This window comes from Bradyrhizobium sp. USDA 4473, from assembly GCF_054063335.1.
Map to the genome: position 1 here is coordinate 8020361 of NZ_JBSSGE010000001.1, position 14497 is coordinate 8034857.

Consider the following 14497-nt stretch of genomic DNA (forward strand, 5'->3'; position numbering starts at 1 on the left):
ATGACGCATGTCACGCTGCGCAGCGAATTCGAAGACCTGATCGATCCCTATGCGCCGGTCGGCCAGGTCGGCACCGGCTTCGATTTCACGGAAGGACCGATCTGGCATCCGGTCGATCACTTCCTGCTGTTCTCCGACATGCCGGGCGACGTGCGCCGGCGCTGGGATGCGCGGCGCGGCGTCGTCGAGGTCAAGCGTCCGTCGAACAAATGCAACGGCATGACCTATGACGCCGACCTCAATTTGATCGTCTGCGAGCATGCGACATCGTCGCTGATCCGCGAGCGTCCCGACGGGCGACGCGAGGTGGTGGCTTCGCATTACGAGAATCAGGAGCTCAACAGCCCGAACGACGTCTGCGTCCATTCCTCGGGCGCGATCTATTTCTCCGATCCCTGGTATGGCCGGATGCCGGTCTATGGCGTCGAGCGGCCGCGCCAGCTCGGCTTCCAGGGCGTCTATCGCGTCCCGCCCGGCGGCGGCGCACCGAAACTGCTGGTCGACCGCTACCTGTTCGAGCAGCCGAACGGGCTGTGCTTCTCGCCCGACGAGCGCATCCTCTATGTCAACGACACCGTACAGGCGCTGATCCGCGCCTTCGACGTCGGCGCCGACGGTACGCTCGGCAATCCGCGCGTGTTCGCCTCCGGCATCCGCTCCGAGCTCGAGCCCGGGGTGCCCGACGGCATGAAGTGCGACCAGCGCGGCAATGTCTGGGTCACCGCACCCGGCGGCGTCTGGGTCTATTCGCCTGATGGCCATCTGCTCGGCAAGGTCCGCCTCCCAGAGCTCGTCACCAACCTCGCCTGGGGCGGCGCCGATTTCCGCACGCTCTACCTCACCGCGACCCATTCGGTCTACGCGATCCCGACCAAGGTCGGGCCGCGCCACGAACCCTATATGAACGGCAAGCGCGGCAGCGCGAGTGCCGCATCGTCCTCCGCGTCCGCGCCCAACCTTGCCGCCGGCGAGATGCAGATCGATCCGCAGCGTTGCGCGATGATCATCCAGGACATGCAGAACGACGTCATCATGGACGGCGGCGCGTTCGCGGAGTCCGGCGCGCCGGCACATGCCCGCCAGCAGCATGTCGTCGAGAATGTCCGCCGTGTCGCCGAGGCCGCCCGCGCACGCGGCGTCGCTATCATTCATGTCTGGTTCGTCGTCGAGCCGGGGGCGCCCGGCGTCACCTTGAACGCACCGCTGTTCGAGGGGCTGGTCGACAGCAAGGCGATGGTGCGCGGCAGCTGGGGCGCGGCGCCGGTCTCCGGGCTCGAGCCGCGCCCGGGCGATTTCGTGGTCGAGAAGATGCGGATGAGCGCCTGGGAAGGCACAAGGCTCGAGACCATCCTGAAGGCGACCGGCCGCGACATGATCATCAACACCGGAGCCTGGACCAACATGTCGGTCGAGCACACCGCGCGCACCGGCGCCGACAAGGGCTATTTCATGATCGTGCCGGAGGATTGCTGCTCGACCATGAATGCCGACTGGCACAACGCCGCGATCAATTTCGCGCTGCAGAACGTCTCGGTCGTGACCAACGCCGACACCGTCATCAAGGCACTCGGCTGAGGGAGGCGCGGTGCCGAAGCTGCTGCATCTTGCCTGCTCTCCCCGCGCCGATTCGGAATCGGCGGCCGGCGCACGGATCTTTCTCGATCGCTTCCGCGAGGCGCGGCCGGACTGGGAGATCGACGCGATGAACCTGTGGCGCGAGCCGCTGCCGGAATTCGAAGGGTATCTGCTTGAGGCGAAGTACGCCCGGATCGGCGGCAAGAGCTTCACCAATTCGCAGCATGACGCCTTCGCCGTCGCCGAGCGCCTCGCGCTGCGGCTCTCGCTGGCCGACCGCGTGCTGATATCGACGCCGATGTGGAATTTTTCGATTCCCTACAGGCTGAAGCAGTGGCTCGACGTCATCATCCAGCCCGGCCTGACCTTCCGGTTCGATCCGGCGCAGGGCTACCTGCCGCTACTCAAGGACCGTCCGACGGTCGTGATCCTGGCGAGCGGCAGCGACTTCGTCACCGGAATGAACCGCGGCCGCATCGACATGGCGACGCCGTACTTGCGCGAGGTGCTGCGCTTCATCGGCATCAACGATGTGCGCTTCGTGCCGATCGGCCCGACCACCGGGCCTGCGGAGCCGATCCGCGCCGCGCGGGAGGCGGCACATCGGCGGCTGGCGGAAATGGCGGTGAGGTTTTGACCTGCTCTCACCACATCGTCGTCCCTGCTTTCGCATGCGAAAGCAGGGACCCATAACCACAGGGGTTGCGTTGTTGAAGCGAGCTGCGGCCCCAGCTCAGCAAACGCATCGCGCATTGGTGGTTATGGGTCCCGGGTCGCGCTTCGCTTGCCCGGGACGACACCAGGTCTGTTGCAACGGCCGGCGGACATACATCCGCATTCTCGCGACAACGCCGGCGCCCCTACGCCTCCGCCGCGGGAAACACCAGCCTGCACAACAGCCCCGGCGCATTGTCGCGCAGTTCGATCCGTGCACCGTGCAGGCTTGCAACCGCCGCGACCAGGCTGAGGCCGAGGCCGTTGCCCGGCGTGTAGCGGCTCTGCTCGAGCCGGTAGAAACGTTTGAAGACGTGGTCGTGCTCCCCGGCCGGGATGCCGGGCCCGTCATCGGCGATCGAAATCAACGGTCCAGCTTCGTCATTCTCGCAGGTCACGGTCACCCGCCCCCCAGGGCGGCCGTGCTTGATGGCGTTGTCGACGAGATTGGCGATCGCATCGAACAACAGGTCGCGGTCGCCGGTGACCAGCACGGCCGGATCGCCGGCGAGATCGAGATGGGTGGTGACCTCCTCGGCCGCGGCATCGTAGAGCTCGACCACCTCGCCGGCGATCTCGACCAGATTGACGGTGCGGAACGCGCCCTTGCGGGCTCGCGTCTCGATCTCGGAGATCCGCGTGATCGACGCGAACATCCCGAGCACCGCATCGAGATCGGCGATGGTGTCGCCGATCAGCGCCGCATCGGCCTCCTGGTTGCGCGGGGCGTGATAGGCCTTCTCCAGCCGGCCGCGCATCCGGGTCAACGGCGTGCGCAGGTCGTGGGCGATGTTCTCGCCGACCTGCTTGACGTCGCCCATCAGCCTCTGAATCCGGTCCAGCATCAGATTGAGATTCTCGGCGACGCGATCCCATTCGTCGTGACTGCCGCGGAGCGGGATGCGCTGGTCAAGACCGGACAGCATGATGGCGCGGCTGGTCGCATTGATCTGCTCGATCCGGCCGACCGTTCGCCGCGTGACCCCGATGCTGGCGGCGGCCGCAAGCCCGATGATCAGCAGCACGACGGCGATGCCGGCCGCCCTGATCTGCGTCATGAAGCCGTCGAGATCGCTGATGTCGCGGCCGACCAGCAGCCGATCGCCGTTTGACAAGGTCTCGGTCACGCCGCGCACCAGCGCGGCTCCCGAAGAGAGCGCCGGCAGCGAGGCGCGAAATTCGGCCCATCCTTGCCCGACGCTGACCGTCGGCCATTGTCTGAGATTACCGGCAAGGACCACGGAGCCGGGACCGGCCAGCAGATAGACATGGTCGACAAAGGTCTTGTCCGCGATGCGCTGCGCGATCAACGCGGTCAGGCCATCGCGGCCGGACCGCGCATAGGCCTCATCGAGGCTCGCCTGCTCGGTCATGATGGCTCGGTCGGACCGGTCGCGCACATAGGACAGCGTCGACCAGTAGACGTAGGCGAAGATCGCGGACACGATCAGGCCGAAGACGCCGATGGCGATCAAGGCCAGGCGGAATGTCGATGACCCGAGGGTCTTAGCCAGGAGCACGGAGGCAGTATCCGATGCCGCGGATGGTGTGGATCAGCGGATAGGCTTGCTGGTCGTCGACCTTGCGGCGTACCCGCCCGACATAGACGTCGATGATGTTGGTCGAGGGATCGAAGTGCAGATCCCAGACGTGCTGCAACAGCATGGCGCGCGACACCACGCGGCCCTCGTTGCGCGCGAGATATTCGAGCAGCTGGAATTCCTTCGGCAGCAGCGGAATCTTGCGGCCGCGGCGGCTCGCCATCCGCGCGATCAGATCGACCGCGAGATCGCCGACCCGCAGGATGGTCTCCTTGGCGACGGTCTCGCTGCGGCGGCCCAGCGCCTCCAGCCGCGCCAGCAATTCGACAAAGGAGAACGGCTTGACCAGATAGTCGTCGCCGCCGGCGCGCAGGCCGCGCACGCGGTCGTCGACCTCGCCGAGCGCGCTGATGATCAGGAACGGCACCGCGATGCCGTCGTCGCGCATCTGGCGCATCACCGCGATGCCGTCGATATCGGGAAGCATGCGATCGATCGTGATCACCGCATAGTCGCGCGCCGCGCCCTGGCTCAGCGCCTCGCGGCCGTTCGCAGCCAAGTCCACCTCGTAGCCGCTGGTGGTGAGCTCCTCGACGAGCTGGCCTGCGGTTTCCGGATCGTCCTCGACGACGAGAATGCGGCGGTGAGCACCGGTCATTATGCAAAACTCTCCGAGTTGTCTTGAACCCTGTCGAGTTCGCAAACTCTCCGAGCGCCCGTGCCCCGCGACAGCCGCCGCCAGACTATCCCATTCCGGGGCTGGATGGAACGCCTGGCGACGACCGCGACAACGGTGCGGTTGGTTGGGCGATCACCAATAGTCCCCGCACACATTGACCCATTGCAGCCCGTAAGCCGTCCATACCCTGCGGTAACAGCCATCGTAGTAATCGGCATAGACATAAGGCCCGCCGAAGAATGCGAAGCGATGGAAGCGGTGGTGATGGAAGAAGCCGCCGTGATGGAAGAAGCGTCCACCGTGGAATCCGGCGCCGGCAAAGCGCGGGCCGAACGCGGGAGCACCAGTGAAGCGCGCGCCGCCGAAATGCCCGCCGGCAAAATGGCCGCCGCCGCCCATCGCCGCGAACGCCATTCCGCCACCACGCATGCCACCGAAGCCGCCGCCATGCATTCCGCCGCCCATGGCGCCTGCAAAGCCACCGCCATGGCCGCCGCCGAAACCACCACCGCCATGTCCGGCGCCCCCACCACCGCCGCCTCTGGCAAGGGCTGCGGGTGCAAGCGCAACGCTGACCGCGAGCGTCGCCGCCGTGAGACATTTGAGAAGCCTGTTGGTCATCGAGACATCCTCCGTGATTGGGACCGCGGCGAACTCTCATCGCCGCAAGCAGAGGATGCTCAGAAGACGCAAGCGTGAGGCCGACTTCAACTGACAAATGCGCCAGATTCTGACAGCGGATTTAGGATCGGCGCAAAGCCTGCTGCTTGCGGCGGCCACGCGCGTCCAGTTCAAACCCCCACGCGATCTTCGCATCAGTCCGGCGCACTCGCCTTCAGGCTGCGCGTGGCGCAGGCGCAGCCCTTGATTTTGCGCGATCTCCGTGATAGCCAAGCGGCATGATCACCGTCGTGCGCACCGCGAACCGTAAAAACATGACCCACTCTTGCTGGGCCGTGGAAGGAGTCGTGCGCTAGGAATTCGACGACGCGATCTTTCACCAGGCCCCGCCGGCATCGGACGGGGCCTTTTGTTTGGCCACACTCCTGCCGGCATACCAGCAGGAGCATGCGATGCCACCGCAACAGACGAACTTCACATCCGAATCCGGGCGCGATGCCACAGGGCTCAGCCGCGCCATCGTCTTGGCGAAAGACGCCACGGGCGATGCTGTGGCCGAGCCATGCCCGGATGTCTCCATCGCAGCGCGGAGAGACGCTGTCTCGGAAAAGCAAGCGGTCGGACCACCGGTTGCAGCGACGCAGAGCGTCCCGGGGTTACTTCGGCGGTGCTGGCGTGCGGTCCGCACCTGGCGGCAACGCAAGAGACTGCGCGTGAACTTGCGCGACCTGAGCGACAGGGAGCTGATGGATATCGGCCTGACGCCCGGCGAGATCGACTGCATCGCGGCCGACCGAGCTCTCGAACGGCTCAGGGATAGTACCGCGCACCTATGGCTCTCGCGTGGCTTGATGTAACTGATGGCAGGCCACCATGGCAGACGACCGGGGCGGATCCGCGAAGCGTCATCCGCCCCTGTTCTGCAATCGCCGCGAGTTGGCTGATGGCACCACCGCGGCTCAGGTCGGCTTGCCGCGCCCGCTCTTCTCGGCCGCGCGACGCAGCGCGTCGGCGAGCGCGCCGCCACCGGCCTGCTCCTGCGGGCGGCGCGGCGCGGACGATGTCATCTTGGCCGAGCCGCGCGACAAATCGCGCGACGGTCCCGCATTGTCCTTCTTCGGCCCGATCTCGTCGTCAAGCCGCAAGGTCAGCGCGATGCGCTTGCGCGCGACCTCGACGTCCAAAACCTTGACCTTGACGATGTCGCCAGGCTTCACCACCTCGCGCGGGTCCTTGATGAAATTGCGCGACATCGCCGAGATGTGCACCAGCCCGTCCTGGTGCACGCCGATATCGACGAAGGCGCCGAACGCCGCGACGTTGGTCACGGTGCCCTCGAGGATCATGCCCTTCTTGAGGTCCTTGACCTCCTCGACGCCTTCCTTGAACACCGCCGCCTTGAACGCCGGACGCGGGTCGCGGCCGGGCTTTTCCAATTCGCGCAGAATGTCGGTGACGGTCGGCAGACCGAAGGTGTCGTCGACGAAGGATTGCGGCTTCAGCCCACGCACCACGTCGGCATTGCCGATCAGCGCCTTGATGTCGCTCTTGGTCGCCTCGAGGATGCGGCGCACCACCGGATAGGCTTCCGGATGCACGCCGGACGAATCGAGCGGGTCTTCGCCATTGCTGATGCGCAGGAAGCCGGCGCACTGCTCGAACGCCTTCGGCCCGAGCCGCGGCACGTCCTTCAGCGCCTTGCGCGACTTGAACGGACCGTTGGCGTCGCGATGCTGCACGATGCTCTGCGCCAGTCCCGCGCCGATGCCCGACACCCGCGAGAGCAGCGGCACCGAAGCGGTATTGGCATCGACGCCGACCGCGTTCACGCAATCTTCCACCACCGCATCGAGCGAGCGCGCCAGCTTGGCCTCGCCGAGATCGTGCTGGTACTGACCGACGCCGATCGCCTTCGGATCGATCTTGACCAGCTCGGCGAGCGGATCCTGCAGGCGTCGCGCGATCGAGACCGCGCCGCGAATGGTGACGTCGAGGTCGGGCAATTCGTTCGAGGCGAAGGCGGAGGCCGAATAGACCGACGCGCCGGCCTCTGAGACCACGATCTTGGTCATCTTGCGCTCGGGCAGCCGCTTCACGAGCTCGGCGGCGAGCTTGTCGGTCTCGCGCGAGGCGGTGCCGTTGCCGATCGCGATCAGCTCGACGCCATGCTCGATCGCGAGCTTGCCGAGAATGGCGAGCGCCTCGTCCCAGCGCCGCTGCGGCTCGTGCGGGAAGATCGCGGTGTGCGCCACCACCTTGCCGGTCGCATCGATCACCGCGACCTTGACGCCGGTACGATAGCCGGGATCGAGCCCCATGGTGGCGCGCGGACCGGCCGGAGCCGCGAGCAAGAGATCGCGCAGGTTGGAGGCGAACACGCGCACCGCCTCGGTCTCGGCCGCGGTCCACAGCCGCAGCCGCAGATCGATATTGAGATGGATCTGGATCTTGGTGCGCCAGGCCCAGCGCACCGTCTCGGTCAGCCATTTGTCGCCCTTGCGGCCCTGGTTGGAGATCGCAAAGCGGTTCATGATCCGGAGCTCGTACCGGCCGGGCACGCCGGCCACGGGCTCTTGCGCTTCCGGCTTGATCGCGAGGTCGAGGATTTCCTCCTTCTCACCGCGGAACAGCGCCAGGATGCGGTGCGACGGCAGCTTCGGCAGCGGCTCGGAGAAATCGAAATAGTCCTTGAACTTCTCGCCTTCGGTCTTCTTGCCGGTGCGGACGGTCGAGGCCATGATGCCGTTCGACCACATCTCCTCGCGCAGCGCGCCGATCAGGTCGGCATCCTCGGCGAAGCGCTCGACCAGGATGGCGCGGGCACCGTCCAACGCAGCGGCGACGTCGGCGACCTGCTTCTCGGCGTTGACGAAGGGCGCGGCGGCCTCGTTCGGATCGTTTTGCGGCTGCGTCAGCAGCTGATCGGCGAGCGGCTCGAGCCCGGCCTCCTTGGCGATCTCGGCCTTGGTGCGACGCTTCGGCTTGTACGGCAGATAGATGTCTTCCAGACGGCCTTTGCTGTCGGCGGCCATGATCTGGGCTTCGAGCGCGGCATCGAGCTTACCCTGCTCGCGAATCGAATTGAGCACCGCAGTGCGGCGCTCCTCGAGCTCGCGCAGATAGGTCAGCCGCTCTTCCAGCGTGCGCAGCTGCGCGTCATCGAGCGCGCCGGTGAGCTCCTTGCGGTAGCGCGCGATGAACGGCACCGTGGCGCCGCCGTCGAGCAGCGTCACCGCCGCCTCGACCTGCTCGTCGCGAACCCCAAGCTCCTGCGCAATCTGATGATGAATCTTTGCCACGCTCGTCTCTCTGAATCGTCGCGCCGCACATGGCGCGGACGCCGCTTATGAACCATCCCGGATTGATTCATCAAGGCGCGCTGTGGATCAAATGAGGCGCGGCCGGCAATCTATTTCAGGGATGCCGGCCGGCCGCGGCTTGACAAATAGATGCGCGCCGCATTGCCGCCGAAAATTGCAGCCTTCGCGTCACTTGACAAATCAGCCAGCAGGCTCTCGGCGGCCGCGAACCATTGCGCATAGCCGCCGGCGAGATTGACCACCGGCCAGTCGCTGCCCCACAGCATCCGCTGCGGCCCGAAGCAGGCCAGCGCATGATCGACCGCCTCGCGCAAATCCCTGACCTGCCAGTTCGGCGCCGCCTCGGTTGCCAGCCCCGACAGCTTGCAGACCACGTTGGATCGGGTTGCCAGCTTTGCGATGTCGTCCTTCCAGGGCGCGATGTCGCCGGTGGCAAGTTGCGGCTTGCCGAAATGATCGAGCACGAATTGCAGATCCGGATGCCGATCGACCAGCTGGATCAGCCGCGGAAAATGGCGCGGCAGCACCAGCGCGTCGAACACCAGATCATGCCGCGCCATGGCCTCGAGCGGCGCGGCGAGCTCCGGCCGCAACAGCCAGTCGTCATCGGCGATGTCCTGCACCATCGGCCGCAGGCCGACGAGCAGCTCGCGCCCGGCGACGGCGTCGACGCGTGCCGCGGCATCGGGCGCGTCGAAGTCGATCCAGCCCACCACGCCGCGCACCTGCTCGGCGCCCTTGGCGACGTCGAGCATGAACGCCGTCTCGGCTTCGGTCGGCGCGGCCTGCACCAGGATCGTGCCGTCGATCCCGGCGGCGGCAAGATGCGGCGCGAGATCGGCCAGGCCGAAGTCGCGGTAGATCGGACCGCGCTCGGGCGTCAACCAGCCGTAATCCGCGCGTGCCAAGGTCCAGACATGCTGATGGGCGTCGATCCGCATCATGCCGGCACCGGCGCATGCTGGTCGAGCAGCCCCTCGGCTTTCAAATCGCTCCACAATGCCGCGGGCACCGGTGACGACAAGGCGGCGACGTTGCGCTCCACCTCCTGCGGGGTCTGCGCGCCGAGCACGAGGCTTGCGACCGCCGGATGGCCCAGCGCGAAATGCAGCGCGGCGGTCGGCAGCGCCACGCCATGGGCGCGGCAGACGCGCTCGATCGCGGCGACCTTCTGCATCACGTCCGGCGGCGCGTCCTTGTAGTTATACTTGGCGCCGGCCACCGCGCCGGTCGCCAGGATGCCGGAATTGAACACGCCGCCCAGCATCATGCCGATGCCCTGCTGCTCCGCCAGCGGCAGGAATTCGGCCAGCGCCGGCTGCTCCAGCAATGAGTAGCGGCCGGCAAGCAGCATGGTGTCGAATGTTCCGGCCTTGGCGAAGCGCACGCACATGTCGGCCTCGTTGACGCCGATCCCGATGCCCTTGACCACGCGCTCGGCGCGCAGCTTGTCGAGCGCGACATAGGCGCCCTCCATGGCTTCGCGAAACCGCGCCTCGATCGCGTCGGCGCCGTGGGTCCAGACGTCGACGTCGTGGATCAGGAGCAGGTCGATGCGATCGGTGCCGAGCCGCAGCAGCGACTGCTCCACCGAGCGCATGGTGCCGTCATAGGAATAATCGACCACCGCGCGATGCGGCGCGCCGCCGACGAAATTCGAACCGTCGCCGCGGCCGTGGAACGGGTCCATCCAGCGCCCGACCTTGGTGCAGACGACGATATCGTCGCGCGCCACGCGGCGCAGCGCGGTGCCGCTGCGGTGCTCGGCGAGGCCGTGGCCATACAGCGGCGAGGAATCCAGCAGATTGACCCCGAGCGCAAACGCCCGCTCCGCTGCCGCGATCGCCGCATTGTCGTCGAGCCGCGCGAACAGATCGCCGAGCGGCGCGGTGCCGAAGCCGAGGATGGAAACATCGAGCCCGGTGCGGCCGAGCCTGCGGCGTGGCAGTGCCGGTGCTGGATTTGAAGATTGGTATTGGTTGACCATGGTGGCTCCCTGCAGTCTTCTTGCTTGCAGAGAGACTAGCCTCGCCGGCACGCCACACACAAGCCGAAGCGCGTGGCGCCTCCCATGAGCGACGCTCGTGATCAGGTCAGGGGCCGAAGGTTCCGCAACGGCCGAAAGTCCGGCGGCACTGCGCCTTACGCGTCGGAAAGAACCTGCTCGGCGACGTTGTCGACCACGACAGGACTCTCGAAATAGCTGACCGTCGGATCGGCGCCGTACCTGTCGCGGGCGCGGGCGCGCCATGCATCGGTGTACAGCGCTTCCGCCTCCTGCCTCGAGTTCCAGAAGTAGATCCCGCCGGCGGTCATGCCGTCCTCGGACAGCAGATAGGTCTTGCGAAACAACCCCTGGACGCCCCGATAGATCGACGCGGTGCTCAGGAAGATGCTGCGCGCTTCCTCGCGCGTGATCGGCTTGGGCAATCTGAACGTGGTGACGGCGGTGATCATTCGAAGCTCCCTGGGGCATTATCCTTGACATTATTGTTAATATTGACAATGATGTCAAGAATGATCAGTGGAGCGAGCAGACATGGTCGGCGTACGTCAGTTTGACGAGGACGAGGTGGTCGCGACCGCGCTCGACGTGTTCTGGCGCAAGGGCCTGCACGACGCGACCATGCAGGATCTCGCCGCGGCAACCGGGGTGCAGCGCGGCAGCCTCTACAACGCCTATGGCGACAAGGAAGCGATCTTCCTGCGCGCCTTCGATCGCTATGCCGAGCAGTTCCTGGACGCGGCCGGCAACGCGCTGGCGCAGGGCGATGCGGCGACCGGGCTCAAGGCCTTGTTCGACATGATCATCGTCAACATGACCGACGGCTCGCCGCCGCGCGGCTGCCTGACCACGCGCACCGCGCTCGATGCGGCGATCTCAAGCGCAGATGTGCGCCAGCGCGTGCAGGGCGTGCTCACACAGCTCGAACAGTTGATCGGCAAGGCGATCGGCCGGGCGCCGGACAAGCGGAGTGCGGCCGACGCCAATCGGCTGGCGCGGGTGATCGTGACGTTCACGCGCGGATTGGCAGTGATGGAGCGCGCCGGCTACAGCCGCAAGCAATTGCGGGATCTGGCCGCGACGTTCATCGAGGCGGTGACCAGCCCTCGCTGAGCCAGCGTTCAACCCCGCGGCTTGCGCGACCACGCGCCGACGAAGGTCGGCAACGCAAACACGCCATCCATGGCAACCACTTCGCTGCGCAGGCGTTCGGCAAAACTGTCCAGCGCCAGCTCGGCTTCGGTGGCGACGCCGAGCTTGACGATGTGCGGCAGGTTGCTGCGCAGGCCGCTCGCCATGTAGTCGTAGCCGTCGAAATCCGCCCCGCCTCCGGCCGGCGCGAACAGGCTCATGCGCGGCGCGGGAAGTCCTGCCGCCACCAGGGCACGGTGCAACGACAATCCCATCCGGTTGTTCAATCCGGCCCGGGTGAACATCTCCTTCACAGTGGCCCAGGACTGCGACAACAGCGGTGACGGCGGGCTGGCGATCGGCCCCTCGCCCCAATCGAGGTCCTGGAACGCCACGATGCCGCCGGGCTTGACGTGCCCGAGCAGTTGCCGAAGCAGCGCCGCGGGATCCTTCACATAGATCAGCACCAGTCGGCCGACCACCGCATCGAAATCGCGCTCCAATTCGATCGTGCTGATGTCGCCGATCCGAAACGAGACCTGGCTCAGGCCGAACGCGCGCGCCGCGCTCGCGGCCTCCGCGACGATGGCGGGATTGCTGTCGACGCCGACGACCGCCCCACTCTTCCCGACCAGACCTGCGGCGATGAAGGAGACGTTGCCGGCTCCGCTGCCGACATCGAGCACCTTCATGCCGTGCGTGATCCCGGCCTCCCTCAGGAGCTGCCATGTCGACGCATCGTAGAGCTGCGACTGTCGCTTGAGCCGGTCGGTCTCCGCGGTCGAGCGTCCCATCACGTAGTTCGGATCGTAGCCGGACGTCTCTTGCATGGCGTACCCGCCTTCGGTTGTGATTGTCACGTGCAGGATCGCGCCCCCTGCTCACTGCGACGACAGGCTCGACAAGAAGCCTTGCAGATCCGCCGCAAAGCGCTGCTCGAACGCGATGGCGCGATGGGGTGAATGGCCGCAACCCGCATAGCGAACGATGTCGGCACGCGGATTGGCGTGCGCGAGCCGAGCATCATGGTCCGGCAGAAAGGCCGCCCCACATCCGGGATCGGCCTGAACAATCCTCACCGGGCACAGGAATTCCCGCTCGGTCGGAATCGCCGCAAGGACGGAGCCCGCGACGTTGCCGTCGGCCCAGCACCGCCCGTCCTGCCGCTGCAGCGCTGACGCATGGCTCAACAAATGACGGGAGCTGAAATGATCGCGGCCGATCCCGCCCATCGGCGTCGGCGAGTCGGCAAGGAACGCCAGGTATGTGCCGAGCGGTGCGCGTGCCTGCTGCCACGCGGCCTGACGCGCGCTGACGATCGAGAACAGCTTCGGGAAGGCGGACTTCTCCCACTCGCCGGGTTGCCCGAGATACCACGGCGGATCCTCGAGGAAGACGGCGCGGACATTGGCATCGCCGCGCTGCGCCAGCACGCCGGCAACGCAGCCGCCGAGCGAGTGCCCGACGATCACCGCCGGGCGCCCGATCGCGGCCAACGCGGTCCGCGCATCCGACACATAGTCGGCGAGCGCGTAGCTTGCAGCCCTGTCCGAGTGGCCATGGCCCCGGAAATCCAGCGTCCAGACCCGATATCGATCGCTGAGCCGGCCACCGATCTCCTGCCATGTATCCCGGCTCAACGACAGCCCGTGCAGGAACAGGATCGGCTCACCGTCCACGGGGCCGCCAACCGAAGCAGCAAGCCTGAGGCCGGCATTGTCGAGCGTGATGTCGGTCACCAGAAATCTCCGTTGCAAAATTCGATCAGCAGCAGCTCGGCCCGCGCGGGGTTCGACCGATCTCAGCGCGCGATCTGCCGGAACTTGTCGGACAAGCCGTCGAGATAACCGACCCAGGTCGAATTGATCGGCTGATTCTCGATCAGCGCGTGGAAGCGGATCATCATGCAGATCAGGAACAGCGGCTGGATGAACGCCGCGCGCACCGTCACCGCCAGCAGAGCCGCGATGAACACGGTGACCAGGGCGCCATATTCCCTGATCGCCTCCGGCAGCCAGACCGTCAGCACGCCGGCCGGGACCAGCAGCAGCATGCAGAGCAGGATGCTCAGGATCCGCTCGACGATCACCATCCAGACCGACGTGGTCAGGATCGGCTTGGCGTTCTGGCAATAATAGACCAGGCCATCCTGGATGTTGCGCCTGGGATCGTCGCCGCCGCGCGCCAGATCGTAGGACAGCACCACCTTGTCCAGATAGCGCGTCGCGGCCGACAGGATGGTGTTGAGCAGACCGACGATCGCCTTCATGCCGGGCGCCGGCAGCCATTCGCCGAGCGTATCGAGCGCATTGTGAAACGCGCGGAGCACGGCGCGGATCAGCGCGTTGAGCCCGAACAGAACCGCGACCTCGCCGAAGCGGTCCATCACGATCCGCCGGCCATAGGCGAACTGCCCTTCGCTGCCGTTGCCGACACGGCCATGCGTGATCAGCTCGGTCAGCACGGCGACGTGGCCGCAGGCGATCATGTGCAGCGTGTAGCGCAGGATGGCACCCCAGATCCATCCGCCGAGCAGCAGGATGCCGAGCAGCCAGCAATAGCCGAACACGCTGGCGACGTGGGTGCCGAGCCATACCGCGCCGCCGACCGCGACGATGGCCCAGACCGCGCACGCCGCGGCAAAACCCAGCAACACGCCCCATCGCGCCAGCGCATAAGGCAGAGTCTCGAGCAGCAGCTTCAGCGCGGTGCCAAGACCGTGATCGCGCACCAGCAGCGGATAGGAATGGGAAGGGCCTTGAGGAGATCCCTGGGAAGATGCCTGGTATTGCCCCGCGGCGCGCCATTCGCCAGAACGACCGCCGCCATTGCTGAGACTCATGTCAGACACGTGTTGCTCTCTTCCGTTGCCGTCGAACGACGTCAGGCGTTGGCAGTCGTTGGGGAAATC

Annotated in this window: 14 protein-coding genes; 4 read left to right on the plus strand and 10 right to left on the minus strand. The window is 66.3% G+C overall.

Going from position 1 to position 14497, the window contains the following annotated elements; translation table 11 throughout:
- Together ACVW17_RS37565 and ACVW17_RS37570 are read left to right on the plus strand one after the other, a co-directional pair.
- Positions 1 to 1575 carry an isochorismatase family protein gene (locus ACVW17_RS37565; RefSeq protein ID WP_456749808.1) on the plus strand — a complete coding sequence of 525 codons (1575 nt, stop codon included), beginning with the start codon at positions 1 to 3 and terminating at the stop codon, positions 1573 to 1575.
- Positions 1576 to 1585: 10 nt separating this feature from the next.
- Complete coding sequence (locus ACVW17_RS37570; protein ID WP_456798869.1) at positions 1586 to 2212, plus strand: FMN-dependent NADH-azoreductase; 627 nt, start codon at positions 1586 to 1588, stop codon at positions 2210 to 2212.
- 223 nt (positions 2213 to 2435) lie between these two features.
- Here the strand turns inward: ACVW17_RS37570 and ACVW17_RS37575 are convergent, their stop codons facing one another.
- The 3 genes from ACVW17_RS37575 to ACVW17_RS37585 all read right to left on the minus strand — a co-directional run bounded on the left by ACVW17_RS37575 (position 2436) and on the right by ACVW17_RS37585 (position 5130).
- The gene (locus tag ACVW17_RS37575) at positions 2436 to 3455 is read right to left on the minus strand and encodes a sensor histidine kinase (protein WP_456799026.1); all 1020 of its coding nucleotides are present in this window, start codon (positions 3453 to 3455) and stop codon (positions 2436 to 2438) included.
- 340 nt (positions 3456 to 3795) lie between these two features.
- Positions 3796 to 4488: a response regulator transcription factor gene (locus ACVW17_RS37580; RefSeq protein ID WP_456798870.1), complete on the minus strand. Its 693-nt coding sequence runs from the start codon at positions 4486 to 4488 to the stop codon at positions 3796 to 3798.
- Between the two features lie 153 nt (positions 4489 to 4641).
- Positions 4642 to 5130, minus strand: a complete 489-nt coding sequence (locus ACVW17_RS37585) for a hypothetical protein (RefSeq protein WP_456798871.1) — start codon at positions 5128 to 5130, stop codon at positions 4642 to 4644.
- Between the two features lie 452 nt (positions 5131 to 5582).
- Between ACVW17_RS37585 and ACVW17_RS37590 the strand changes: the two genes are divergently transcribed.
- Positions 5583 to 5987, plus strand: a complete 405-nt coding sequence (locus tag ACVW17_RS37590; RefSeq protein ID WP_456798872.1) for a DUF1127 domain-containing protein — start codon at positions 5583 to 5585, stop codon at positions 5985 to 5987.
- Between the two features lie 102 nt (positions 5988 to 6089).
- On the opposite strand, the gene ACVW17_RS37595 is transcribed toward ACVW17_RS37590, so the two are convergent.
- The 4 genes from ACVW17_RS37595 to ACVW17_RS37610 all read right to left on the minus strand — a co-directional run bounded on the left by ACVW17_RS37595 (position 6090) and on the right by ACVW17_RS37610 (position 10907).
- On the minus strand, positions 6090 to 8429 hold the full coding sequence (locus tag ACVW17_RS37595) for a Tex family protein (RefSeq protein ID WP_456798873.1): 2340 nt from the start codon (positions 8427 to 8429) through the stop codon (positions 6090 to 6092).
- A 110-nt stretch (positions 8430 to 8539) separates the two neighbouring features.
- Complete coding sequence (locus tag ACVW17_RS37600; protein WP_456749815.1) at positions 8540 to 9394, minus strand: amidohydrolase family protein; 855 nt, start codon at positions 9392 to 9394, stop codon at positions 8540 to 8542.
- Positions 9391 to 10437 (minus strand): aldo/keto reductase, encoded by a 1047-nt coding sequence (locus tag ACVW17_RS37605; protein WP_456798874.1) that lies wholly within the window; start codon positions 10435 to 10437, stop codon positions 9391 to 9393. Before ACVW17_RS37605 ends, ACVW17_RS37600 begins: the two co-directional genes overlap by 4 nt.
- Before the next feature lie 155 nt (positions 10438 to 10592).
- Entirely contained in the window at positions 10593 to 10907 is a 315-nt protein-coding gene (locus tag ACVW17_RS37610) for a monooxygenase (RefSeq protein ID WP_456798875.1), read from the minus strand.
- Positions 10908 to 10989: 82 nt separating this feature from the next.
- Here ACVW17_RS37610 and ACVW17_RS37615 point away from each other — a divergent pair, with 82 nt between their 5' ends.
- Positions 10990 to 11568: a TetR/AcrR family transcriptional regulator gene (locus tag ACVW17_RS37615; protein ID WP_456798876.1), complete on the plus strand. Its 579-nt coding sequence runs from the start codon at positions 10990 to 10992 to the stop codon at positions 11566 to 11568.
- An 8-nt stretch (positions 11569 to 11576) separates the two neighbouring features.
- On the opposite strand, the gene ACVW17_RS37620 is transcribed toward ACVW17_RS37615, so the two are convergent.
- The 3 genes from ACVW17_RS37620 to ACVW17_RS37630 form a co-directional block, all read right to left on the minus strand.
- Positions 11577 to 12416 (minus strand): class I SAM-dependent methyltransferase, encoded by an 840-nt coding sequence (locus ACVW17_RS37620; protein WP_456749819.1) that lies wholly within the window; start codon positions 12414 to 12416, stop codon positions 11577 to 11579.
- A gap of 51 nt (positions 12417 to 12467) precedes the next feature.
- A complete protein-coding gene (locus ACVW17_RS37625; protein WP_456798877.1) occupies positions 12468 to 13325 on the minus strand; it encodes an alpha/beta fold hydrolase in 858 nt (285 codons plus the stop codon).
- A gap of 62 nt (positions 13326 to 13387) precedes the next feature.
- The gene (locus tag ACVW17_RS37630; protein ID WP_456798878.1) at positions 13388 to 14437 is read right to left on the minus strand and encodes a hypothetical protein; all 1050 of its coding nucleotides are present in this window, start codon (positions 14435 to 14437) and stop codon (positions 13388 to 13390) included.
- Between the last annotated feature and the right edge of the window lie 60 nt (positions 14438 to 14497).